23 protein-coding genes, 3 tRNA genes and 1 rRNA gene are annotated in these 26,394 nt (G+C 25.9%); 9 read left to right on the top strand and 18 right to left on the bottom strand.

The window, feature by feature from the left end; genetic code table 11:
- Nucleotides 1-46: 46 nt before the first annotated feature.
- From lipB to mnmA, 7 genes are all read right to left on the bottom strand, one after another.
- Nucleotides 47-682, bottom strand: coding sequence for a lipoyl(octanoyl) transferase LipB (lipB, locus tag LDP10_RS00860; protein WP_265196860.1), 636 nt, complete (start codon nt 680-682; stop codon nt 47-49).
- 78 nt (nt 683-760) lie between these two features.
- Nucleotides 761-1,402 carry a YchE family NAAT transporter gene (locus tag LDP10_RS00855; RefSeq protein ID WP_265196859.1) on the bottom strand — a complete coding sequence of 214 codons (642 nt, stop codon included), beginning with the start codon at nt 1,400-1,402 and terminating at the stop codon, nt 761-763.
- Nucleotides 1,403-1,619: 217 nt separating this feature from the next.
- Nucleotides 1,620-3,566, bottom strand: a complete 1,947-nt coding sequence (locus LDP10_RS00850) for an exoribonuclease II (protein ID WP_265196858.1) — start codon at nt 3,564-3,566, stop codon at nt 1,620-1,622.
- Between the two features lie 250 nt (nt 3,567-3,816).
- Complete coding sequence (locus tag LDP10_RS00845) at nt 3,817-4,596, bottom strand: enoyl-ACP reductase (protein WP_265196870.1); 780 nt, start codon at nt 4,594-4,596, stop codon at nt 3,817-3,819.
- 507 nt (nt 4,597-5,103) lie between these two features.
- Nucleotides 5,104-6,477 carry an adenylosuccinate lyase gene (gene purB, locus LDP10_RS00840; protein ID WP_265196857.1) on the bottom strand — a complete coding sequence of 458 codons (1,374 nt, stop codon included), beginning with the start codon at nt 6,475-6,477 and terminating at the stop codon, nt 5,104-5,106.
- Nucleotides 6,478-6,544: 67 nt separating this feature from the next.
- Entirely contained in the window at nt 6,545-7,180 is a 636-nt protein-coding gene (hflD, locus tag LDP10_RS00835; RefSeq protein WP_265196856.1) for a high frequency lysogenization protein HflD, read from the bottom strand.
- A 55-nt stretch (nt 7,181-7,235) separates the two neighbouring features.
- Nucleotides 7,236-8,348 (bottom strand): tRNA 2-thiouridine(34) synthase MnmA, encoded by a 1,113-nt coding sequence (gene mnmA, locus LDP10_RS00830; protein WP_265196855.1) that lies wholly within the window; start codon nt 8,346-8,348, stop codon nt 7,236-7,238.
- A gap of 426 nt (nt 8,349-8,774) precedes the next feature.
- On the opposite strand from mnmA, the gene lepA reads away from it, so the two are divergent.
- The 5 genes from lepA (at nt 8,775) to acpS (ending at nt 13,643) form a co-directional block, all read left to right on the top strand.
- Nucleotides 8,775-10,574: a translation elongation factor 4 gene (lepA, locus tag LDP10_RS00825; RefSeq protein ID WP_265196869.1), complete on the top strand. Its 1,800-nt coding sequence runs from the start codon at nt 8,775-8,777 to the stop codon at nt 10,572-10,574.
- A gap of 9 nt (nt 10,575-10,583) precedes the next feature.
- Nucleotides 10,584-11,519, top strand: coding sequence for a signal peptidase I (gene lepB / locus LDP10_RS00820; protein ID WP_265196854.1), 936 nt, complete (start codon nt 10,584-10,586; stop codon nt 11,517-11,519).
- Between the two features lie 125 nt (nt 11,520-11,644).
- Nucleotides 11,645-12,325: a ribonuclease III gene (gene rnc / locus LDP10_RS00815; RefSeq protein WP_265196853.1), complete on the top strand. Its 681-nt coding sequence runs from the start codon at nt 11,645-11,647 to the stop codon at nt 12,323-12,325.
- Nucleotides 12,322-13,176 carry a GTPase Era gene (era, locus tag LDP10_RS00810; protein ID WP_265196852.1) on the top strand — a complete coding sequence of 285 codons (855 nt, stop codon included), beginning with the start codon at nt 12,322-12,324 and terminating at the stop codon, nt 13,174-13,176. Before rnc ends, era begins: the two co-directional genes overlap by 4 nt.
- 83 nt (nt 13,177-13,259) lie before the next feature.
- Entirely contained in the window at nt 13,260-13,643 is a 384-nt protein-coding gene (acpS, locus tag LDP10_RS00805; RefSeq protein WP_265196851.1) for a holo-ACP synthase, read from the top strand.
- 37 nt (nt 13,644-13,680) lie between these two features.
- On the opposite strand, the gene tadA is transcribed toward acpS, so the two are convergent.
- On the bottom strand, nt 13,681-14,160 hold the full coding sequence (tadA, locus tag LDP10_RS00800) for a tRNA adenosine(34) deaminase TadA (protein WP_265196850.1): 480 nt from the start codon (nt 14,158-14,160) through the stop codon (nt 13,681-13,683).
- Nucleotides 14,161-14,278: 118 nt separating this feature from the next.
- The gene (smpB, locus tag LDP10_RS00795; protein WP_265196849.1) at nt 14,279-14,767 is read right to left on the bottom strand and encodes an SsrA-binding protein SmpB; all 489 of its coding nucleotides are present in this window, start codon (nt 14,765-14,767) and stop codon (nt 14,279-14,281) included.
- Between the two features lie 79 nt (nt 14,768-14,846).
- Here smpB and LDP10_RS00790 point away from each other — a divergent pair, with 79 nt between their 5' ends.
- Nucleotides 14,847-15,131, top strand: a complete 285-nt coding sequence (locus LDP10_RS00790) for an RnfH family protein (protein ID WP_265196848.1) — start codon at nt 14,847-14,849, stop codon at nt 15,129-15,131.
- 86 nt (nt 15,132-15,217) lie between these two features.
- Here the strand turns inward: LDP10_RS00790 and grpE are convergent, their stop codons facing one another.
- The 4 genes from grpE to dnaQ all read right to left on the bottom strand — a co-directional run bounded on the left by grpE (nt 15,218) and on the right by dnaQ (nt 17,741).
- The gene (grpE, locus tag LDP10_RS00785) at nt 15,218-15,787 is read right to left on the bottom strand and encodes a nucleotide exchange factor GrpE (RefSeq protein WP_265196847.1); all 570 of its coding nucleotides are present in this window, start codon (nt 15,785-15,787) and stop codon (nt 15,218-15,220) included.
- A 191-nt stretch (nt 15,788-15,978) separates the two neighbouring features.
- A complete protein-coding gene (gpt, locus tag LDP10_RS00780) occupies nt 15,979-16,440 on the bottom strand; it encodes a xanthine phosphoribosyltransferase (protein WP_265196846.1) in 462 nt (153 codons plus the stop codon).
- A 422-nt stretch (nt 16,441-16,862) separates the two neighbouring features.
- A tRNA-Asp gene (locus LDP10_RS00775) sits at nt 16,863-16,936 on the bottom strand.
- 73 nt (nt 16,937-17,009) lie between these two features.
- Nucleotides 17,010-17,741: a DNA polymerase III subunit epsilon gene (gene dnaQ, locus LDP10_RS00770; RefSeq protein WP_265196845.1), complete on the bottom strand. Its 732-nt coding sequence runs from the start codon at nt 17,739-17,741 to the stop codon at nt 17,010-17,012.
- Between the two features lie 40 nt (nt 17,742-17,781).
- On the opposite strand from dnaQ, the gene rnhA reads away from it, so the two are divergent.
- The gene (gene rnhA / locus LDP10_RS00765) at nt 17,782-18,264 is read left to right on the top strand and encodes a ribonuclease HI (protein WP_265196844.1); all 483 of its coding nucleotides are present in this window, start codon (nt 17,782-17,784) and stop codon (nt 18,262-18,264) included.
- Between the two features lie 50 nt (nt 18,265-18,314).
- Entirely contained in the window at nt 18,315-19,082 is a 768-nt protein-coding gene (gene gloB, locus LDP10_RS00760; RefSeq protein WP_265196843.1) for a hydroxyacylglutathione hydrolase, read from the top strand.
- Here the strand turns inward: gloB and LDP10_RS00755 are convergent.
- The 3 genes from LDP10_RS00755 to LDP10_RS00745 all read right to left on the bottom strand — a co-directional run bounded on the left by LDP10_RS00755 (nt 19,074) and on the right by LDP10_RS00745 (nt 20,859).
- Nucleotides 19,074-19,146 (bottom strand) — tRNA-Ala (locus LDP10_RS00755). The two genes, gloB and LDP10_RS00755, sit on opposite strands and share 9 nt — an antisense overlap.
- Nucleotides 19,147-19,167: 21 nt before the next feature.
- Nucleotides 19,168-19,244, bottom strand: a tRNA-Ile gene (locus LDP10_RS00750).
- Between the two features lie 53 nt (nt 19,245-19,297).
- A 16S ribosomal RNA gene (locus LDP10_RS00745) occupies nt 19,298-20,859 on the bottom strand.
- Nucleotides 20,860-21,272: 413 nt separating this feature from the next.
- Here LDP10_RS00745 and argS point away from each other — a divergent pair.
- Nucleotides 21,273-23,003, top strand: coding sequence for an arginine--tRNA ligase (gene argS / locus LDP10_RS00740; protein WP_265196842.1), 1,731 nt, complete (start codon nt 21,273-21,275; stop codon nt 23,001-23,003).
- Nucleotides 23,004-23,080: 77 nt separating this feature from the next.
- Here the strand turns inward: argS and flhA are convergent, their stop codons facing one another.
- Both flhA and flhB read right to left on the bottom strand, forming a co-directional pair.
- A complete protein-coding gene (flhA, locus tag LDP10_RS00735) occupies nt 23,081-25,174 on the bottom strand; it encodes a flagellar biosynthesis protein FlhA (protein ID WP_265196841.1) in 2,094 nt (697 codons plus the stop codon).
- Complete coding sequence (flhB, locus tag LDP10_RS00730) at nt 25,167-26,303, bottom strand: flagellar biosynthesis protein FlhB (protein WP_265196840.1); 1,137 nt, start codon at nt 26,301-26,303, stop codon at nt 25,167-25,169. Before flhB ends, flhA begins: the two co-directional genes overlap by 8 nt.
- Nucleotides 26,304-26,394: the final 91 nt, after the last annotated feature.

The following is a 26,394-nucleotide window of genomic DNA, read 5'->3' as shown; positions in this document are numbered from 1 at the left end:
TTAATTACATTGTATATTGATCAATATAAAAATTCAAATCTTATATTTATTTATAGATAATACTACTAACATTTAATAAATCAATTGTTTTTTTTATCAATACTAATTTTGCAATTTTGCAATTGACATTTTTTTTAAGATTACATATTTGTGTCATACGAATCTTATTATTCCCACAAGGATAAATATGAGAAAAAGGACGCATATCCATGCTAACATTTAAAGAAAAACCATGCAAAGAACAACTTTTTTTAATACGTAAACCGAAAGAACAAATTTTTCTGTTATTTACAAATATTCCTGGACATTCTTGAACAATGTGTGATTTTATTGAAAAATAATTTAATGTAGAAATTACAATTTTTTCTATTAAAGTAATAATATCTCTTATTCCTATTTTTCTTCTTTTTAAATCCAAAAGCAAATATATTATTTGTTGACCCGGACCGTGATAAGTGATTTTCCCTCCTCTATCAGTATGAAACATTGGGATTTTGCTAGATATCAGTCTATCTTTTTCTGTACCTAATGGACCTAATGTAAAAATCGGATAATGTTGTACACACCATAATTCATCTAATGTTTTTGTATTTCTAATAGCTGTAAATTTTTGCATTAAATCAGATACTTTTTCCCAATGTTGTAATCCTAAATCACGAATTATAATAGTATCATTATCCAACGGAGATCCTTATTATTTAAAATAAATTAAGATTAATTAATATAAAAATATTTTTTTAAATAAAAAATAAAACAATTTTTAACTAAACAAAAAAGCAGATTTAATTCCGTTAATAATAAATTCTACACCTAATGACATCAGTAATAAACCCATAATCCGCGTAATAACATTAATACCTGTATTTCCTAACATATGTACAAAAAAAGGAGCAGATCTAAATAATAACCAACATAATACCGAAAATAATATGATCGATATCATACAACCTAACATATGTTCAAATCCAGAATAACGGGTACTCCAAACAATAGTAGAACTGATTGCACCTGGTCCAGCAATTAATGGCATGGCTAATGGAACTACAGATATATTTTTAGAAATAGAAGATTTTATAGTATCTTGTTTTTCCTTCATATCTGATATTAATTTACCGTTTAACATGGACATAGCAATAATGATCACTAAAATTCCACCTGCAATACGAAAAGAATTAATAGAAATACCAAAAATATCCAAAATAGTATTTCCCAAAAATAAAGCCGTACATAAAATAATTATTACTGATACATTCGCTATAAAGTTAGTATTGTTCCTTTCCCGAAAAGTTTGATTGCTAGTCATACTTGCAAAAATAGGAATCATACCTATTGGATTAACCAAAGCACATAAACTAATAAAAAATTTTATATAAGTAGAAATATCAGAAAATAAGATATCCACATGTCACTCCTAATAGGAATTAAAGGTTTAATAGAATTATTATTAATAATAATTAATTTTAATAAATGGTATTTTATCATGATGGCTTATTATTGAAAAATAAAACTACTAATAATGCACATAAAATAGCAGTTATTTTAGCAAAATAACTAATCCAACATAAAAATATTTTTAAAATTCAATCTATATTGAATTAGTTAAATATCAGATATATTATTTAGGAACAATACACAGGTGTAGCTATGATATTACGTGATTCAATTTTTATTTCTTTTAATTTTACTTTAATTATATCGGAAATACGATAAGCTATTTTATTCTTAATATTTATTATTCCTTTTCCTTGATTACATACCACTTCATCTTTATTCTTATGTAAAAAAAACATAGGAATAAAAATATTCGCACCATTTTCTATTAATTGTGCTTTAATACCACCACGAGTAATATCAGTAATTTCAGCATCAAAAATATTTTTATTAAATTTTGTTTTGTTAAAAAAAATAACATATAGCCAATCTTCTACATTTCTTTCAGAAATTCTATTTCTACGACGACAATCGCTGATTTTAGAAGTAATAGAATTGCTCGGTGGCATTATTTTTTTATTTTGAATAATTGCTTTTAAAAAACGGTGGTTAACCATATCACCGTATTTTCTAATAGGAGAAGTCCATGTTGCATAAGATTTCAATCCTAAACCAAAATGAGGATAAGGTATTAAACTTATTTCTCCAAAGGATTGCAAACGGCGAATTCGACTACTAACATAGTTATTCGATAACTTACTGAGTATGCGATGAAGTTTGCAAAATCCTGATAACGTAGTAATTTCTTTTACCGTCATTTCAATGCCATAATGTAATAAAATTTCAACGACATGTTCTGCATTGATATAATCAAATCCAGAATGAACGTTATAAATTCCGAATCCTAAATATTTTGATAACACTTTTGCAGAACAAATGTTAGCAGAAATCATTGCTTCTTCAATTATTTTGTGTGCAATACGTCGTTGATCTCGAGATATACTTAAAATTTCTCCCTTTTCAGATATATGAAATTTATATTCAGCACGTTCTTTATGTACTAATGCATAAGTATTCCGCCACGTAGTACGAATTTTAGAAAAGTGATTTAATAATAGAATTTGATTGCTAATTTCATCTGTTTTTGGTTTCCATGATCCAATATTTTCTAACCAATCTGACACATTTTCGTATACCAATTGAGCTGCAGATTTTATCCATGCTAAGAAAAAATTAATTTTTTCTGATAAAATATTTCCTTCATTATCAATTACAATCCGACAAACAAGAACAGGTCGCTTTACATTGGGTTTTAAAGAACATAAATCTTCAGATAGCATACGAGGTAACATAGGAATATTGAATCCTGGTAAATAATTAGTAAATCCTCTCTCTAAGGCTGTTTTATCTATATTAGTATTCTCAGATATGTAAGATGTTGGATCTGCAATAGCAACAAATAAACTCATATTTTTATTTTTTTCTTTTTTAATAAATAAAGCATCATCTATATCTTTGGTATTTGAATTATCAATAGTTATAAATTCTAAATGTGTTAAATCTTGTCTATAAGGTAATTCATTAAAAACAATTTCTTCAGGATATACCTTTGGTTCATTTGTAGGAAGATTATGATGTGATAAAATTACTTTCCATGGAACTAAAAAATTATTTTCTTCTGTAATAAATTTTATTACTTTGGCACGAAAAATTTTTTCTTTTTGTAATTTATGTGAAATTAATTGTGCAATTACCCAATCTCCTGTTTTAAAATTATAAGAATTATTTTTTTCAATATTACATAAAATGGATTTTCTTAAAAAAGGGTAATCAGGTAATATAAAAATATGGTTATCTTTTCTTTCTATTTTCCCTATAAATCTATTTAAACAAGGTTCTATTAAACTTTCAGGTTTAGCTATTTCTCTGTTTTTCTCCATATGTATTCGAGCTGAAATTTTGTCACCATGCATTACTTTTTTCATATCAGAAGGAGGTATAAAATAACTTTTTTGTACATCCACATCGAGAAATCCAAAGCCTTTTTCGGTACTTTTTACAATACCTTCTACTCGAGGTAATTTATCATGCAATTTCTTTTTTAATTTTTTAAGTAATGGATTATTTAAAAACATAATAATTAGACCTAAGTTTTAAAATAAAAATAATTTTCAATATACGAGATTATGTTTGGTTTCTTAATAAACATATCTAAAATTCTATTCAATAGATAAAAGTATTGATTTTCCTAAATGCATTAAAAATATTATGTATAATATATATTTATATTTAATAAAATTAATAAAAAAATTACAAATAAATTAATATAAATTTATTTTTCAAAATGATTAGGTATTTGTATATTGATAGATATATTCAATGACATTAATCATCCAATATATTCATAGATGTAATATTAAAACCACCATCAACATAAATTGTTTGTCCCGTAATTCCACTAGATAAATCAGAACATAAAAAAGAAGCTGTATTACCTATATCTTGAGATGTAATCGATCTACGAATTGGTGCCATTGAAGAACATATCTTTAATATTTTTTTAAATTTTTTGATACCAAATGAAGATACAGTCTTAATAGGACCAGAAGAAATTGCGTTAACACGAATATTATCTGATCCCAAAGCATCTGCCATGTATCTCATATTAGATTCTAAAGACGCTTTAGCTAATCCCATCACATTATAGTACGGAACTACTCGTTGAGATCCTAGATAAGACAAAGTAACTAAAGAAGCATTTTTGTTTAACATTTTTTTACATTCTCTAGTCATTGCAACGAAACTATAAGAACTTATATTATGTGATTTTTGAAATATATTTTTAGTAATAGTATCGATGTAATTCCCAGACAAATTATATGTTGACGCAAAAGCGATAGAGTGAACAAAACCGTCGAATTTTTTCCATATATTAGATAATTTACAAAATAAATTTTTAATATTCTTATCAGAAACAACGTTACAAGGTATAACAATGTTTGAGCCTAACTCTGAAGAAAATGATAATATTCTTTTTTTCGATTTATAATTTTGACAAGTGAAAGCTAATTCTGCCCCATGAGAATACATTACTTTAGCAATACCAAAAGCAATTGAGAACTTGTTTGATATCCCAGTGATTAGTATTTTTTTTCCTTTTAGCATTTCTCTATTTTTCATTATTTTATTGTAGTAAAAAATTATTTCAATATAAATTAATCATAACTATTATTATCAATAAATGTTAAATTTTGATATTGTTACTTTAAATATATTCTCAATTTTTACATGTTAAATTTATTAATCATATATTGTTTTCTTATCGAAATAACTTTTAAAATTTAAATAATTTTTATGTATAAATAAAATTATTGTAATAATATATTATTTATTTTAAAATATTTAATATAAGTTATGACATTTTTTGCATTATTATTTAGATCTATAAAATTTTACAATTTATATTATATAATTAAAAAAATTAATTTCTGAATAATTCATTTTAATATTTTTCATATTTAATAAAAATTTTTAAAAATAATCTAAAAATATTTTTGAATATTATAAATGTTCATAAAAATTTATATATATTGATATACAATCATAGTTTTTTTAATACTAAAAAATGATTTATTTTTATATAATTTATTTAATAAATATTAAATAAAATTTCTATAACATGCTGTTTTTTACTAATTGTACTGCATCTCCTATGTAATTACCAGGAGTGAAATTAATTAATTTTTCTTTTTCTGATATAGGAATATTTAAATTATTAATAAATTTATGTAAAGTAATATTATTGATAATTTTTCCTCTTGTTAGTTCTTTTAATTTTTCATAAGAATTAATAATACCGTACTTTTTCATTACAGTTTGTATAGCTTCAGATAACACTTCCCAGTTTTCATCCAAATCTTTTAATAATTTTTCTGTATTGATTTCTATTTTTTTTATACCAATCAATACTGAATCATATGCTATTATTGAATAAGATATAATTACTCCTAAATTACGTAATACTGTAGAATCACTTAAATCTCTTTGCCAGCGAGAAATAAGCAATTTAGATGTTACATGATTAATGATAGCATTAGACAATCCTAAATTTCCTTCTGAATTTTCGAAATGAATAGGATTAATTTTATGAGGCATAGTTGAAGAACTAACTTCACTGGAAATATATTTTTGTTTAAAATAACCAAGCGAAATATATCCCCATATATCTTTATTAAAATCTAATAAAATATTATTAAAAATCGATATGCAATTAAAAAATTCGGCTATATAGTCGTGAGGTTCTATTTGTGTCGTATAAGGATTCCAAACTATTCCTAATGATGTCACAAATTCTTCGCTGATTTTATGCCAATCTATATCAGGATATGCAGCTAAATGAGCATTATAATTTCCTGTTGCTCCATTAAATTTGCCTAATATATCTATGTTTTCTAATTTCTTTAGTTGTCGTATCATCCGATAAGAAAAATTGAGCATTTCTTTTCCTATTGTAGATGGAGTTGCTGGTTGCCCATGAGTTCGCGATAACATAGGTATTTCTTTATAAAAGAAAGCCATATTATTTATAGCATGGATTATTTTTTTCCAATATACAATTATTACGTTTTCTTTAGCGTTTTTTAAAATTAAAGCATATGCTAAATTATTAATATCTTCAGATGTACAAGCAAAATGAATATATTCTGCAATCTGTCTTAATTCCGATCTGCTAAAAAATTTTTTTTTCAAAAAATATTCAACAGCTTTTATATCATGTTGAGTACTCTTTTCTAAAAATTTAATATATTCAGCATCTTTTTCGTTAAAATTGTTAACAATGTCATCTAAAAATTGCTCTGTACTATCTTTGAAATTGGTAATTTCTAATATTTTTGGTACTTTAGATAATTTTTTAATCCAATCAATTTCAATTTTAACACGCAATTTTAATAAAGCGTATTCACTAAATATAGATCTTAAAAAAAAAGTTTTTTCTCCATAACGACCATCTATCGGAGAAATAGCTGTTAAATTAGATAGTATCATTGATATTCCTGAGAATTGATGTGTATTTAATAAATAGATTTAAAAATTTCAAATTCTATTTACGTACTTATTTTATATTTACAAGTATGCGTTTAACTTCAGTATTAAAACGATTACGAAAAAATATAAGTTGCAATCTATTTCCACCTACTTGACGCCAAAGCACTGCAGAACGAATTCCAGCAAGTAATATTGATCTTAATTTGCTTTGTACTTCTATTTTTTTTAATATAGCAGATGCACCTACAATTTTAATCCTTGAACCTAGAGTACTAATAATATCCAAATAAATTTCAGAAAAATCATTAATTAGATTAATATCGTTTGTTTCAATATTTCTAACGGTGTTTTTTTTTATTATTTCTAAACGATAAGATAAATTTTTTAATGCAATTTTATTTTTTGTTAATTTCCGTTCTAATACCATGATACCAAAAATATATTTTATTAAATAAAAAGATATAGAAGTACTATTGGTTATGTTCAAAATATTAAGTAAGGTATTCAAACCTAAATTTAATTTTTTTTCATCATTTCCATACACTGACAAAACTGTTTTGGGATTCATGTTTAAAATACTTTCTATGTTCACTTTGAAAGCTTCGTCATCACAATTTCCTGTTTGTGATAATTGATATACTAAATAAGCAGATTGACACAAACCAGCAAGCGACAATGTAACAGAATGAATATTTTTAATCATTATTACATTTTCCAATATATAAGTTATGTATTAAAATAAATAATAATAATAATTATTATATCTGTTTTAACGGAATTAATGTATCGATAATTCCACCACCAATACATACTTCTAACAAATAAAATACTGCTGATTGTCCTGGTGTAACAGCAGGTACAGAATTTTTAAAAATAACTTTAATACAGCTATCGTTAATTGGAATTAAATAACACTGTATATCTTTTTGACGATATCTAGTTTTAACAGTACAAGCCATTTCTTTTTTTAATATTTTACCATTTATCCAACTTATTTTTTTTACTATTATCCCAATAGACATTAAATAAGGATTATTTTTCCCTTGAGCTACAACTAAAGAATTAGTTAACAAATTTTTTTTCACTACATACCATGCTTGATTGTTTGAGTTCTTTATGCCGCCTATTCTTAAACCTTTTCTTTGTCCTAATGTATAAAACATTAAACCATTATGTTTACCTATTTTATGGCCTTCAGCAGTAATTATCTTTCCTGTTTTTTTTGGGAAATAACAACTCAAAAAATTGTTAAATTTTTTAGGAGAAATAAAACATATTCCTGTAGAATCCTTTTTTTCTGCTACGCTTATATTTAATTTTTTAGCAATTTTACGTACTTGTATTTTTTTTAATTTACCTACTGGGAATAAAATTTTTTTTATTTTTTCTGTATTTAAAGTATATAAAAAATAACTTTGATCTTTATTACCATCGATACCTCTTAATAATCTTATTTGATTATTTACAATTTGAGTACGAACATAATGTCCTGTAGCAATAAAATTTCCTTTAAGTACTTTCAAAGCAAACTCAAAAAATACTTTAAATTTTATTTCCTTATTACACAAAATATCCGGATTAGGTGTTCGTCCTCTTTTATATTCTGATAAAAAATTTTTAAAAACATATTCCCAATATTCTGAAGAAAAATTTATTTTATGTAAGTAAATACCTAATTTATTGCATACTTCTTGCGCATCTAATAAATCTTGATGAGCTGCACAATAACTGTCAGTATCATTTTCTTCCCAATTTTTCATAAATAATCCTTCTACTTGGTATTTTTGCTTCAGTAATAACCAAGCAGATACAGAAGAATCCACACCTCCAGACATAGCTACAATAACTTTTTGAGTATTTTTTTTATACATTTTTCCAAAATTATATATAAAGGATTTAAAATATACTAACATAATCCAAAAAATGACTACAAATTATTATTTTAATAACAATTTTAAATACTAACGTAACATATCTTATTTTTAATTTAAAAAATTAAAGAAAAACTGATACTTTATGTATCAAATATAATGATGAAATCTTTATTTTTAAATAAACATTAATTTAAAATTAATAATTTTTATTCCTTATTTATTAAGTAACAAAATTTATTTTTAAAAATAAATAATTATCATATTTTATCAACACAATAATTTTAGAATTATAAAAAATAATTATTATTAATAATAATGTAATTTTCTTTTTTTTTCGATATTATTAAATAACAATTTTATATTAAAAATATAAAAACAAATATTCAATACATAACTTACAAAAATGGTATATTTATTAATATGATTAAGCAAATAAGAAATTTTTCTATTATTGCGCATATTGATCATGGAAAATCAACACTTTCTGATCGTTTCATCCAAATATGTAATGGTTTATCCAAAAGAGAAATGCATAACCAAGTTCTTGACTCTATGGATTTAGAAAAAGAAAGAGGAATCACTATTAAAGCACAAAGTGTCACTATTAACTATAAAAATAAATATGGTAAATTATTTCAATTAAACTTTATAGATACACCTGGTCATGTTAATTTTTCTTATGAAGTTTCACGTTCTTTATCTGCGTGTGAAGGGGCTTTATTAGTTGTTGATGCTTCGCAAGGAGTAGAAGCGCAAACTGTTGCTAATTGTCGTACAGCATTAGAAATGAATTTAAAAATTATTCCTGTATTAAATAAAATAGATTTATCAACTGCCAATCCTTTACGTACATTAAAAGAAATAGAAGACATCATAGGAATTTCTACATCTAATGTTATTCAATGTTCTGCAAAAACAGGTTACGGAGTAATTGATTTATTAGAAAAAATTATTACAGAAATTCCTTATCCTAAAGGAAACATAAAAGAACCATTACAAGCATTAATTATTGATTCATGGTTTGACAATTATTTAGGAGTAGTATCACTAGTCTGTATTAAAAATGGATTACTCGAAAAAAATACCCAAATAAAAGTCATGGATACTAATAAAATTTATAAAGTAGAACAAGTGGGAATTTTTACACCGAAAAGAAAAGTTAAAGAAAATTTGCAATGCGGAGAAGTAGGATGGGTTATATACGGTGTAAAAGACATAAAAAGCGCACCTGTTGGTGCTACTCTTACTTCATTTTTAAATCCATCAATTAAAAAATTATCAGGATTAAAAAAAATAAAACCTCAAGTGTATGCTGGATTGTTTCCTATCAGTTCTGAACAATACGAAACGTTTCGAGATGCTTTAGGAAAATTAAATTTAAATGATGCTTCATTATTTTATGAACCAGAAAATTCTACTGCTCTTGGTTTTGGGTTTAGATGTGGATTTTTAGGATTATTACATATGGAAATAGTGTTAGCAAGATTAGAAAGAGAATATAACTTAGATTTAATTGCAACTATGCCTACAGTTGTTTACGAAATTGAAACTATTGAAAATAATATTATTTATTTAGATACTCCTTGTAAATTATCAGCTCTGAAAAACGTTAAAACTATCAGAGAACCCATTGCTGAATGTAATATATTATTACCTCCTAAATATTTAGGAAATGTTATAAAATTGTGTATAGAAAAAAGAGGTATACAAAGTAAGATGATCTATCATGTTCATCAAGTTATTCTTACTTACGAAATTCCCATGTCTGAAATTATTCTTAATTTTTTTGATCAATTAAAATCCATTTCTAGCGGCTATGCTTCCTTAGAATATCACTTTAAAAAATTTAAAATTTCTAATTTAGTATGTGTAGATGTATTAGTCAATTCTGAAAAAGTTGATGCGTTATCATTTATCACTCATCAAAATTGTTCTCGATATCAATCGCGTGAAATGATAAAGAAAATGAAAGAATTAATTCCGCGACATCAGTTTGATATTCCTATCCAAGCAGCGATTGGAAAACATATTATAGCTCGAGAAACTATAAAACAATTGCGTAAAAATGTATTAGCAAAGTGTTATGGTGGAGATATTACTAGAAAGAAAAAGTTATTACGAAAACAAAAAATAGGAAAAAAAAGGATGAAAAAAATTGGTAATATAGAAGTTCCAAAGAATGTATTTCTTGCTATTTTAAATATTGATAAAAATAAAAAATAAGGTAACTTTATGTCCGATATTTTGGCTATATTTTTTTTAATAGCTACATTAATAACAGCTATTTTTTGGATAATAAATAAAAAACAAAATTATCAATTTAAAAATAATAAAAATATAAAATACTATAATTTTTTAAAAAAAATAAAATATATTTCATATATTGCTTCTTTTTTCCCAATATTTATAGTTATATTTATAATTCGTTCTTTTCTTTATGAGCCGTTTCAAATACCTTCTGGCTCTATGATGCCAACATTATTGACAGGAGATTTTATTTTAGTAGAAAAATTTTCTTATGGTATCAAAGATCCTATTTTACATTATAAATTTTTTGATATAGGAAAACCAAAAAGAGGAGACGTAGTAGTTTTTAGAAAACCACATAATACAAAAATTTTTTATATTAAACGGGTTATTGGTCTACCTGGTGATCAAATTACCTATGATGCTATCAATAAAACATTTACAATTCATCGAGAATGTTATAAACAAAAATATTGTCAAAAGAATGTTGCTATAACACATGAAAAATACATATTGAATAAAAATATTAAAAATGAAATTAAATTAACCAATAATGAGGAAAACACAACTTCATATTATGTTAATCCCAATAATAAAAAACTTATTCCTTTAACATTTGATATTTTTCAAGAAAAAATAGATGAAAAAACATTTAAAATTCTCTTATCTGATCAAATCACAGATCAAATAAATGAATATTATCAACAAAAAGGTCAAAAAAAAGGTGTTTGGATTGTTCCTAAAGATCAATATTTTATGATTGGAGATAATAGAGATGATAGTTTCGATAGTCGTTATTGGGGTTTTGTTCCAGAAAAAAATTTAGTAGGAAAAGCAATTATAATATGGATGAGCTTTAATAAAGAAGAAAATAAATGGCCAGTTGGTATCCGATTAAATCGAATTGGAAACATTTATTAAAAAAAACTAATATATTTATTCAATAAATACATTATTTAATATTTTTAAAAATTACCAACTGTAAAAAATATTTTCATTGTTTTTATAATCTTAACAATTTTAAAAAAATTAAATTTAACAATAATATGAACTATATCCTAATAGATAGGCTACAGCAGACACTTGGCTATACTTTTGTGCAAAAAGAGCTTTTAACTCAAGCTTTAACTCATCGTAGCGCTAACAGCAACCATAATGAACGTCTTGAATTTTTAGGTGACTCTATTTTAAGTTTTGTGATAGCCAATGCTTTATATCATCATTTTCCATATGTAAATGAAGGTGATATGAGTAGAATGAGAGCAACTTTAGTTCGAGGTAATACTTTAGCCGAAATAGCAAGTGAATTTGATTTAGGAGACTATTTACAATTAGGACAAGGAGAATTAAAAAGCGGAGGATTCCGTCGCGAATCCATTTTAGCTAATACGGTAGAGGCTTTGATAGGTAGCATTTTTTTAGATAGCAATATTGATATCGTAGCAGAATTAATTCTAAAATGGTATGCTAAACGTTTAAAAAAAATTAGCCCTGGAGATACACAAAAAGATCCTAAAACTAGATTACAAGAATATTTGCAAGCTAAACATTTACCTTTACCAACATATTTAGTTGAACAAGTATACGGTGAAGCTCATAATCAAGTTTTCACTATTCACTGTGAAATCAGCGGCATTACTGAACGTTCAGTTGGTATAGGCCCAAGTCGTCGAAAAGCAGAACAAGACGCTGCTCTAAACGCTTTAACAAAATTGGAGATAGAATGAAGAATAATCAATATTATTCAGGATTAATTACAATTATAGGAAAATCCAATACAGGAAAATCTACAATATTAAATAAAATAATGGGGAAAAAAATATCAATTACTTCTCATACATTACACACTACTCAAAGGAATATTTTTGGTATTCAAACACAAGAAAATTATCAATCAATTTATATTGATACACCTGGAATTCAAAAAACAAAAAAAAAATATATTACAAATATAATAGACAAAAAAATAGATGGAATTATTTTTAATTCAAATATTATTATATTTGTAGTAGAACACATAAAATGGAACATCAACGATGAAATAATATTAAATAAAATAAGGAAAAATAGTATTCCAACTATACTTGTAATAAATAAAATAGATCTTATTAAAGATAAAAAATTATTCTTACCCCATGTTAATTTTTTACAAAAAAAAATATATTTTAAAGAGATTATTTTTGTTTCAGCAAAACATGGAGAAAACATTAAAAAATTATCTGATAAAATAAAAGATTATTTACCTCTAGCTTCGCATTGTTTTCCAAAAGAACAAAAAACTAATTATTCTAAAAAATTTATTTTCTCAGAAATAATACGTGAAAAAATAATACGTAATTTAAATAAAGAATTACCATATATAATTAAAGTTAAAATTAAAAATTTGATTCATCAACAAGAAAAAAAAATTATTCATGCTCTTATTTTTGTAAAAAATATTAATCAAAAAAAAATATTAATAGGAAAAAATGGTAGAATTGTAAAAAAATTTAGCGTTTTAGCTAGAAAAGAAATAGAAAAACAATTTAATATTAAAGTATCTTTATATTTATGGATTAAAATAGGTTTTAATAAGTAAATACGTATATATTTGAATCGTTATTCATATTTAACTTAAATATATTTCTCATATAATAAATTAAATTAGGTTAAAATTATAATATGGCTATTATTGGTATTGGAATAGATATCATAAAGATTTCACGTATAGAAAAAATAATTAACAGATTAAATTCTAAATTAGCAAAAAGAATTTTGTCAAAAAAAGAATTTTGTCAGTATTTAATAATAAAAAATAAAATTAATTTTTTAGCAAAACGATTTGCAGCTAAGGAAGCTGCTGCAAAAGCTTTAGGGTTTGGGATTAGGGATGGTATTAAATTTAGTGACTTTGAAGTTTATAATGATAATTACGGTAGTTCTAAATTATTGTTGTTGAATCAAGCTAAAAAACTTGCACATAGTATGAATATAAAACGTAATCATATTAATTTAACAGATGAAAAAAAGTACGCATATGCAATTGTAATTTTTGAAAGTGAATGATCTTTTATTATATAAAACATAATTATTATATAATTAATTATGATCTTTTATTTTTGAAAAAACTGTTAAGAAAACTACTACATTCTTTTTCTAAAATTGATTCAGTGATATTTAATTTATGATTAATATTATTTAAATATTTTTTTAAAATATCTATTTTATTTTTTTTTTCTTTTGCCCCAAAAACTAAATTTTGTATACGACTATGAATAATTGCTCCAAAACACATAATGCACGGTTCTAATGTTACATATAGTGTTGTATTCAATAATCTATAATTTTTTAATTTTTTCCCTCCCTGACGAAGTGCTAAAATTTCAGCGTGAGCTGTAGGATCATTATGATATATAGATGAATTACTACCTTTTCCTATAATATTTTCTTTAAAAACTAATACAGCCCCAACAGGCACTTCTCCTTTTTTTTTAGCTATTAAGGCTAATTTTAATGCATGTTTCATCCAATATTTATGACTATTATACGAATACATTACGTTTCTATATGAATTAACTGCCATTTATTATAAAATGTTTTTATTTAACACGAATAAATATAACAAAATTATTTATATTGATAAATATCAATATAAAAAAATTGAAACTAATCATGATTTATATCATAAAATTAACATATAATTAAATATGTTTTTTATTATTCTTAAACATTTTATTTTTTTCCAGTTCCCATTCACGTTTTTTTTTGTTTTCACGTTTATCTGATTTTTTTATACCTTTTCCTATACCTATTTTTACTTTACACCAATTCTTTTTCCAAAATAAAGACAAAGCAATTAATGTATATCCTTCTCTATTAACTTTACCAGTTAAAAAATATATTTGTTTTTTATGTAAAAGTAACTTTCTATTTCTTGTTGGATTACATGTTATATGAGTAGAAACAGTAGGCAAAGGCTCAAACGTTGCAGAGGAAAGACAAGCTTCATGGGAATGTAAAAATACATAACTACCATTAATATTTACTTTTTTTTCTCTTAAAGATTTTACCTCCCATCCTAATAATATTATACCTGATTCATATTCATCTTCAATATTATAATTGTATCTGGCTTTTTTATTAATAGAAATAACTGATAAATCATGGGATAAAAATGTTTTTTTTTTCATTTAATTATAAAAATCCTATTTTACTAATTTTTTAACTAGTTTAATATTAAAAAATAAAAATATATTAATAATTTTATTTATGAATAAAATAAAAGTTACTGTTATTTATGCTTTACCAAACATACAATTTTTGAGAAAAATAATAATTAAGTCTGGATCAACAGTTGAAGATGCACTTTTAGCATCAAATATCATTTCAGAAGATAAAAAAATAAATATTTATAAAAATAAAATTGGAATATACGGTATTATTACACATTTAAAACATATAGTTAAAGAAGGAGATCAAATTGAGATTTATCGTAATCTTACGATAGATCCAAAAGAACTAAGAAGAAAAAAATTAAATTTCAATAAAAACTAATTTATTAAATGTATATAAATATATTTGCAGAGTTATTAAATAAAATGATTAACCAATATCTCTGCACATTAATTTTATTAAAAATATTATTTTTTTACTTGTGATACAATCACCATTGCTGGACGTAATAATCTATTATGCAATAAATAACCTTTTTGCAAAATAGATATCACATGATTATCTTTTATTGTCTCTGAAAATTGTATTGACATAGCTTGATGAATATCTGGATTAAAAGGTACATCAATAGTATCAATTACTGATACACCAAATAAATTTAAAATATCTAAATACAATTTTATAGACAATTCCAATTTGTTAATAATTTCTATAAAATTATCATTTAATTTATTTGATAAATTCAACGATCTTTCAAGATTATCTATTATTTCCAATAATTCATTGATAAACTTTTCTAAAGAAAATTTATAAGTATATTCTATATCTTTTTGAACTCTTTTTTTTATTTTATCAATCTCTTGATCTATATGTTTTTTTTTATTAAATAAATTACTTTCAATTAATAAAAATTCTTTTTCAAGTTTTATCACTTCTTCATCAAGAGATTGTTTAAGTTTTTTCAATGAATCTGTAGATTCTTTAATCACAGATTTATTTAAATTATCATTACATAATTCTTTTCCATCTTTATTCATTTTAAATTATCCTTTACTCTAAAATTAATATGTTGATATATAAAATATATCTATAATATTTTAATAAATCAATTTTTATTAAAAAATAATTAATTTTATAAATCAAAAATATTTTATCCTACTAAATATCCAAAACTTAAATATAATACTTTATAAAAATGAAATAATATTAAATTAAATTTAAACAACTTTTAAATATCTTTCACCAAAGGTTTTATATAAGAAATACCCATATCCCATGGTTGTTCAATCCAAACATTTTGAGGAATATCCATAATATAGTCATCAACTAATAAACGACCGAGTGGTTTAGCAAAAATAGTTACAAAATAAGCATTTGGATACATTTTTCTAATTACTCGAGCTGTTCCGCCTGTATCTACTAAATCATCTACAACAATAATATTTTTACCGTAACCTTTCGCTTTTTTAATTATTTTCATATTACGCAAATGATTATAATCGTAACTAGAGATACATATAGTATCTACAAAACGAATTCCCAGCTCTCTTGCTAAAAGAGCCGAAGGAATTAAACCACCTCGACTAACTGCAATAATACCTTTCCATTGATCAACTGAAAGTAATTTTTTTGCTAATTGTCTAGCATGAATTTGCAGCATATCCCAAGTAACAATGTATTTCTCACTCATATAAGCACATCTCGCAACTATAAAGTGCCATAAATTTAGTAATAAAAATAAGTAAAATGATGATTGAAATTTATTATTGTTAAACATAACTTCTCAATTATTTATACTTTATTTTTTAAGTATACTCTTTATGAAATAGCTATTTTATGTCTTTAAAATTTTTAAAAATGTAAATTTAATAAAAATTAATATTTAATATATATATTTTATATATAACTTATTCTATAAAATATTTATACAAATAAATTAAACATATTTTATATATATTTAATTAAAAATTTATATTTAATTTTTTAAAAGAAAATTGGTAATTTATGAAGAGATAAAGAAGGATTTTAAAAAAAGTAAGGTTTTATAATTTTTTAATACAAATATTTTATAAAATATTTGTATTAAATTATTAAGTAAATTAAAAAACTACTCGGTGCGGACGGGATTTGAACCCGCGACCCCCGGCGTGACAAGCCGATATTCTAACCAACTGAACTACCGCACCTATATAATTTAAAGTAATAATTTTACATTAAAATATAAATTCTGTCAAATTAAAATTAGTACTATCAAAAATCTTATTTATTAAAATACCAGAGACATTTTTTATTTTTTTCCATCATATATTCCAAATATAATTTATGCAATTTTTTTTCACCTGCGGAAGCCCAACGTACTTTTAAAAAGTTAAAATTATTCTTTTCTTTCGTAAAAACACTACAATTATCTTTTTCTTTAGTATCATCAAAAAAGTCTATTGATTCTTGAAAACTAGTCATAGCTAAATATACTTTAGCCAATAATTGAGCATCCAGCAATGCACTATGTAAATCTCTCTCGTTATTCCTGATAAAATATCTAGAACATAAAGAATCCAAAGTATTTTTTTTACCAGGAAAAATTTTTCTAGATAACAACAAAGTATCTACAACTGTAGTACAAGACAAAATATTTTTTATATGCAAATTTAACATACTCAATTCATAATTAATAAATCCAATATCAAAATCGGCATTATGTATAATTAACTCAGCACCATTGATATAATTTAAAAAATCTACAGCTATATCATTAAATATTGGTTTATTTTTTAAAAATTCGTCAGAAATACCATGTACAGAAAAAGCTTTAGGATCTACCGAACGATTTGGTTGAATATATGTATGAAAATTGTTTCCTGTAAAATTACGATCAATTATTTCAATAGCACCAATCTCAATAATACGCTGTTTTTCATAAAAAATACCTTTATTATTGATTCCTGTGGTTTCAGTATCAAGTGCAATTTGTCTTATTTTGTTTTTTTTCATATAATTATATAATATGTGTATCAAAAAGAAATATTTTATAATGTTAAAATTAGTTTATGTTTTTACAGATGGTTCTTGTTTAGGAAATCCTGGTCCAGGAGGATATGGAATTTTATTTCGCTACAAAAAACATAAAAAAATATTACATGCCGGATTTTATTTAACTACTAATAATCGCATGGAATTAATGGCTATTATTATAGCATTAGAATCTCTAAAACAATCTTGTCAAGTACATATTGTAACAGATAGTCAATATGTAAAAAAAGGTGTTGAAACTTGGATACATCAATGGAAAAAACAAGGTTGGAAAAATAAAAAGAAACAACCTATAAAAAACATAGATTTATGGACCAGATTGTATAATATACTACATCAACATCAAATATACTGGAAATGGATTAAAGGACACTCAAATCATATAGAAAATACATTCTGTGATAAATTAGCACATATATCCGCAAATAATCCACGTTTTCAAGATACGGGTTATAATGTAAAAAAAATTTTTAAAACATATTAAAATTTTTGTTAGATAATTATCTACTATACTGAAATTAAGGTATTACTATGATGATATTAAATCTTATAAAAATTCTTCATGATAATTATGTTTGGTTATTAACTAATAATAAAGGTTTATCTGTAATAATAGATCCAGGTGATGCATCGCCTATCATAAAATATATAAATAAAAAAAATTACCATCCTGTATCTATTTTAATTACACACTATCATAAAGATCATATTGAAGGAACTTTAGCATTACTGAAAAAATATCCAAAAATAAAAATTTACGGTCCGCCAAAAAAAAATAATATAAATAAAAATATTAATTTTGTTTATGACAATGAAATTATTCACGTTTCAAAATATAAATTTCTTATTATTTATACTCCAGGACATACAAAGCATGATGTTTCTTATTATTTTCCACCTTATCTTTTTTGTGGAGATATTTTGTTTTCTGGTGGATGTGGGAAAATAATTTCAGGTGATTCTACTTTGATGTTTAACTCATTAAAAAAAATTTCATTTTTCCCTGATGACACTTTTGTTTGTTGTGGACACGAATATACATTACCTAATTTAAAATTTGCACGATATATTTTACCAAAAGATAATGCAATCCTAAAATATTATATAAAAATAAAAAAAATGATAAAAAAAAATAAATCAAGTTTACCGAGCCTATTAAAAACTGAAAAAAAAATAAATATATTTTTAAGAACCAATGAATTTTTATTACAAAAAAGAATAGGATTGAAAGAAATTAAGGAAAACGAAGGGGAATGTTTCTCAATATTGAGAAAAATGAAAGATAACTTTAATTGGAGCTAAGCGGGATCGAACCGCTGACCTCCTGCGTGCAAAGCAGGCGCTCTCCCAGCTGAGCTATAGCCCCTTTTTAACTAAATTTTGATATTGGTAGGCCTGAGTGGACTTGAACCACCGACCTCACCCTTATCAGGGGTGCGCTCTGACCAGCTGAGCTACAAGCCTGTTTTATATTTTATTAAATAATTTGTGTGGGCACATCTAGTAAGTATTATTTTTAAGGAGGTGATCCAACCGCAGGTTCCCCTACGGTTACCTTGTTACGACTTCACCCCAGTCATGAATCACAAAGTGGTAGGCGCCATCCAAAGAATAAGGTTAAGCTACCTGCTTCTTTTGCAACCCACTCCCATGGTGTGACGGGCGGTGTGTACAAGGCCCGGGAACGTATTCACCGTGGCATTCTGATCCACGATTACTAGCGATTCCGACTTCGTGGAGTCGAGTTGCAGACTCCAGTCCGGACTACGATGTACTTTATGAGGTTTGCTCATCTTTACAGGGTTGCTTCTCTTTGTATACACCATTGTAGCACGTGTGTAGCCCTGGTCGTAAGGGCCATGATGACTTGACGTCATCCCCACCTTCCTCCGGTTTATAACCGGCAGTCTCCTCTGAGTTCCCGGCTTAACCCGATGGCAACAGGGGATAAGGGTTGCGCTCGTTGCGGGACTTAACCCAACATTTCACAACACGAGCTGACGACAGCCATGCAGCACCTGTCTCACAATTCCCGAAGGCACTTTTCCATCTCTGAAAAATTTTGTGGATGTCAAGACCAGGTAAGGTTCTTCGCGTTGCATCGAATTAAACCACATGCTCCACCGCTTGTGCGGGCCCCCGTCAATTCATTTGAGTTTTAGCCTTGCGGCCGTACTCCCCAGGCGGTCGACTTAACGCGTTAGCTACGGAAGTCATTTCTCAAGGAAACAACCTCCAAGTCGACATCGTTTACGGCATGGACTACCAGGGTATCTAATCCTGTTTGCTCCCCACGCTTTCGCATCTCAGCGTCAGTATTCGTTTAGGAGGCCGCTTTCGCCACAGGTATTCCTCCAGATATCTACGCATTTCACCGCTACACCTAGAATTCTACCTCCCTCTACGATACTCTAGAATTTCAGTTTCAAATGCAGTTCCTAGGTTGAGCCCAGGGATTTCACATCTGACTTAAAAAACCGCCTACAAGCTCTTTACGCCCAGTAATTCTGATTAACGCTAGCACCCTCCGTATTACCGCGGCTGCTGGCACGGAGTTAGCCGGTGCTTCTTCTTCGGGTAACGTCAAGAGAAATAAGTATTAATCATTTCTTTTTCCTCCCCGCTGAAAGTACTTTACAACCCTAAGGCCTTCTTCATACACGCGGCATAGCTGCATCAGGCTTCCGCCCATTGTGCAAGATTCCCCACTGCTGCCTCCCGTAGGAGTCTGGACCGTATCTCAGTTCCAGTGTGGCTGGTTATCCTCTCAGACCAGCTAGAGATCGTTGCCATGGTAAGCCTTTACCTTACCATCAAGCTAATCTCATCTGGGTTCATCCGAAAACATGAGGCTTATAAATAAGTCCCCCATTTTGGTTTACAAAAAATAATAAACATTATGCGGTATTAGCCATCGTTTCCAATGGTTGTCCCCCTTTTTCGGGCAGATCCCCAGATATTACTCACCCGTTTGCCGCTCGCCGACAAGAAAGCAAGCTTTCTTTCGCTGCCGCTCGACTTGCATGTGTTAGGCTTGCCGCCAGCGTTCAATCTGAGCCATGATCAAACTCTTCGATTAAAAATTTGCTTAAAAAATTAAGACTTTTAATAGATTCAAAACAAAATTGACTTATTTTGATGTGCCCACACAAATTATCTAATATTTTTTTAAAGAGCATAAAACTAACTTTTTTAATGTTATATCTTTTTTTACATTTTGTCAATCTTTATCGACATATATTTTTATATTATTTTATTCTAAAAAAAATATAAAAATTTTATTTCTACAATAAATTATTTCTTCAAAATAAAAATATTTTTATATACAAAATAAATTTAAATACATTTTTTTATTTAATAATTAAATCGATATTTAAAATATCTATTTTTTATGTTATACCAATAACATTTAAAATTTCACTTAATAACAGTATTATAATATAGTATATAAGTAAATATTAAAAATATTTAAATAAGCTTTAGGAGATAGATATGAATGTTCAAAATTTAATTTCAATAGACATAAAAAAAGCTTTAATTCATTCGGGTGCACCTAAACATTGCGACCCTTTAATATTCAGAACTTTAAACTTAAATATTAGTGATTACCAATCTAATGCTGCTATGAAAATTGCTAAAATATTAAAACTTGATCCTTATCAATTCGCAAAAACCGTCATATCAAAAATAAAAAATAGCAATATGTATCATACAATAAAAGTAGCTAAACCAGGTTTTATTAATATAATTCTTGATCGAAATTGGTTGTCAAAAAAATTGGAAATAGCTCTCTATTCCGATAGATTAGACGTAAATTCTGTCACTCCAAAAAATATCGTAGTAGATTATTCTTCCCCAAATATAGCAAAAGAAATGCACATCGGACATTTACGTTCAACTATTATAGGAGATGCAACTGTAAGAATTATTGAATTTCTTGGTCACAACGTAATTCGATCTAACCATATAGGAGATTGGGGAACACATTTTGGAATGCTAATCGCGTATATATATAATGATAAAAAAAAATCCATATCAAAAATCTCTTTAACAGATATAGAAAAATTATATCAAAAAGCAAAAATAAAATATGATCATGATCCAGAATTTGCAAAATTATCGAAAGAATATGTCGTTAAATTACAAAATGAAGATCAATACTGTCAATATCTATGGAAAAAATTAGTTAGTGTCACGATTAAATATAATGCAAAAATATATAAAAAATTAAATGTGACATTAAAAAATGAACATATTAAGGGAGAAAGTTCATATAAAAATATGTTGCCAGAAGTAATTTCTGATCTTAAAAAAAAAGGTATTGCTGTAAAAAATAAAGGTTCTCTTATTGTAGTATTAGAAAAATACAAAAATAGATATGGAAATCCAATGGGAGTTGTTATACAAAAAAAAGATGGTGGATATTTATACTCCATTATAGATATAGCTTGTATAAAATATCGTTGTGAAATATTAAAAGCAGATAAAATCTTATATTATACAGATTCGCGTCAAAATCAATATTTATTACAAATTTGGGAAATAGCTAAAAAAGCGAGTTATATACCTCAACATGTAACAATAGAACATCATATGTTTGGAATGATGTTGTCTGATAATAAACGTCCTTTTCAAACTCGAACAGGAAACACAATTAAATTATCTCTGTTACTTGATGAAGCAATAAAAAAAGCAAAAAAAATAATAAAACAAAAAAATCCAGATTTATCAGAAGAAAACATTCATAAGTTATCCAATATCATTGGTATTGGTGCAATTAAATATGCTGATCTATCTAAAAATAGAATAAAAAACTATATTTTTAACTGGGATGAGATGTTATCTTTTGAAGGAAATACAGCTCCTTACATTCAATATGCATATACAAGAATAATGTCTATTATAAGAAAGTCAAAAACACATCCTTTATCTCTAAAAGGAAATATTATACTATCTAAAAAATTTGAAATTGAATTAGCACTTATCCTCCTTCAATTTGAAGAAAAAATAACTTATGCTGCAAACAAAGGAACTCCTCATATTATTTGCAGTTATCTTTATAAACTTTCAGAAATATTTTCTAATTTTTATGAAAATTGTTCTATTTTATTTGCAGAAAATACAGAAATTTCTGTTAGTCGTCTAAAATTATCCTTATTGACAGCGAAAACAATTAAATTAGGATTAAACCTACTCGGTATTAATACTATAGATTATATGTAATTTAATTTATTTTATAAAATAAATATACTTATTAATAGATAAAAATCTAATTCTAAAAAATATAAAATTACATTATACTAATTTTTTTTACCAATAATACTTGTCATTCGTATTTCTTTAGCGTCACATACTTCCATATTCGATAATACACTTAATTCTGGAAAACTATCATGAAAAAATTGAAACAAAAATGTTCGTAAAGTATTATTTACTAATAAAACAGGTGATACTCCTATTGATTTTTGATATTGAATTGCTGCATCCATATCGTTTAACAATTTATCAGCCAATCCAGGTTCTACGCTATTATTTCCATTTTGAAATGTCTGTAATAATAAATTTTCTAATTCAACATCTAATCCTATAACTTGAATTTTATCATTATCAAATAAATTTTGAATAATAAATTTACCTAACGATACACGTACCAAACTAGTCAAAACATCGATTTCATTTTTTTTAATTGATGCATATTCTATCAAAGTTTCTATTATGGTATTCATATCTCTAATGCTGACATTTTCTAATAGTAAATTTTGTAACACCTTATGAAAAACAGTTAAATTAATTGTATTAGGAACTAAGTCTTCTATAAGTTTTGGCATTCTTTTAGTTAAATAATTTAACAAATCTTGAGCTTGTTGTCTCCCAAATAACTGATTCATATTCCTACGCATAATATAATTTAAATGAGTAGCTATCACTGTACTGCCATTAACAATTGTAAAACCCTTTTTTTTGGCTTCTTCGATCTGGTTTATATTAATCCAAAATGCAGGTACATCAAATACAGGTTCAATAATTTTTTTTCCATCCAATGTTTTAGATCTATCTTCGGAATTAATAGCCATAACACGATTTAAATATACTTCACCTACAGCAATTTCGACTCCTTTTATCAAAAATCTATAAGAATATGAGGATAAATTACTATTATTTTGAATATGTACTAATGGAGGTAAAAAACCCATTTCTTGAGCAAATCTTTTCCTAATGCCACGAATTAAATATAACAATTTTCCTTTTTTTTTCACATCGACTATTGGAATAAGTTTATTTCCTATTTCAATACCTATCAAGTCTTCTATCTTTACATCATTCCAAGATACTTCTGAAATTCTATTTATATCTTTAACAACACTTTTCCCATTTTCCAAAGAAAAAAAGTTCATATTTTGATTTCTACTAAATAACCATCCAGATAAGAAAAATAAAACTGTTGTAAATGATAAAAATATCACACTCGGCATACCTGGAACTAATCCTAATATTCCCAGTACTACTCCGCTTAATAATATTACCTTAGGATTATAAAACAATTGACTAATAATTTGTTCACCTACATTTTCTTCCGTACTAACACGTGTAACCATAACTCCGGCTGCTGTAGAAATTACCAAAGCAGGAATTTGAGCAACTAATCCATCTCCAATTGTTAAAAGTGTGTATACTTCAATAGCTTTTCCAAAAAACATATTATGTTGAACTATACCGATCACTAATCCACCAAGGATGTTAATAATCATTATAAAAATCCCAGCAATAGCATCCCCTCTAACAAATTTGCTCGCACCATCCATAGAACCATAAAAATCAGCTTCTCTAGTAACTTCAATACGTCTTCTTTTTGCTTCTTTTTCGCCTATTAATCCTGCATTTAAATCAGCGTCAATAGCCATTTGTTTTCCCGGCATTCCGTCTAATGTAAATCGAGCTCCTACTTCTGCTATTCGACTTGCTCCTTTAGTTATAACCATAAAATTGATAATAACTAATATGATAAATACAACTATACCAATAGCATAATTTCCACCGACTAAAAAATGTCCAAATGCTTTAATAACATTTCCGGCTGAATAAGCCCCAGTATGACCATATAACAAAATTACCCTAGTAGAAGCAACGTTAAGCGCTAAACGCAATAAAGTAGAAAATAATAAAACAGTAGGAAATGCTGTAAATTCTAGTGTTTGTCTGGTAAACATAGACACTAATAAAATAATTATGGCTAATACGATGTTAAAAGTAAAAAAAATATCTAAAAATAAAGAAGGTAATGGAAGTACCATCATCGACAAAATTATTAAAATTAATACCGGACCAGATAAAGCTTGCCATTCTGTATTTTTTAAATTTTTAATTATTTTAATAAAATTATTAATATTAATCACCGGTGAAATCCTCTTTTAAATCTGTTAATTCTGGAGGAACATGTAAATTTTCAGGTTTTTTAGGGAAAATACCTCCTTCTTTTTCCCATATTTTAACTTGCCAAACCCAAGCTAACACTTCAGCTACTACTTTGTATAAAATACCAGGTATATATTGACCTAATTTACTATGAAAATATAAAGCACGAGCTAAAACAGGTACTGCAATGATAGGCACATGATGCTTTTTACCTATTTTGCGAATTTTACATGCCAAATCACCAGCTCCTTTTGCTATTACTTTAGGAGCGTACATTGTTTTTTCGTCATATAATAATGCAATTGAATAATGTATAGGATTTATCACAATTACATCTGCTTTTGGAATATCGGATATCATTCTATGATTAGCTAACATTTTCATTGCTTGTCGCATTTTCCATTTGATATATGGATCACCTTCCGTTTGTTTTAATTCATCTTTGATTTCTTTTCGACTCATTTTAAATTGTTTTTGATAAATGTAGTTTTGCCAAAAAATATCAAAAATCACCACTGGAATTAACGACGCTACTGACAAGAAAAAACATGAAATTAAAAAATTAAATCCTGTTATTAAAGCTATTTTGGGTGTTGCATTAACCAAAGACAATATATCTTCAACATGCTTTGAAAGATAAAAAATCATAACTCCTATAACTAAAAATAATTTTAAAATTATTTTAAAAGATAAAAAAAATATATGAAAAGAAAATATTGTTTTAAAACCTTTTAATGGATTTAATTTTTTTAAATCACACTTTATTAATCTTAAATTAAAATTAACACCTCCAAATAATTTTGCAAAAAATATTACAAAAAAAATAGGAATAAAAATAATGAAAAGAAAATAAAATACATCAAAAAAAATTTCTCCATTACCATAATCAATAAAATTATTATCATTAATAATAAAATGATTAAACTTAAAATGAGAAAATAAAATTTCAAATATATGCGCAAAAATTATATCTTTATATAAAAAAAGAAAAAATCCTCCAAAACTTAAAATAATTAATGAATTTAATTCATAAGAATATCTAATTTTCCCTTCTTGACGTACTTTTTTAAATCTATAATCAGTAGGTTTTTCTGTTTTTTCTTCATTCATACTATTACCTTAAAATCTATGTTTTACATATTATTTTTATATATGATAGAATTATAATATGTTAGGTAAAAATTCCATATTAAAGATATTT

This window comes from Buchnera aphidicola (Pemphigus obesinymphae) (assembly GCF_026122815.1).
Lineage (GTDB): Bacteria > Pseudomonadota > Gammaproteobacteria > Enterobacterales > Enterobacteriaceae > Buchnera_C > Buchnera_C aphidicola_BJ.
This window is presented reverse-complemented; position numbering and strand designations above follow the sequence as displayed.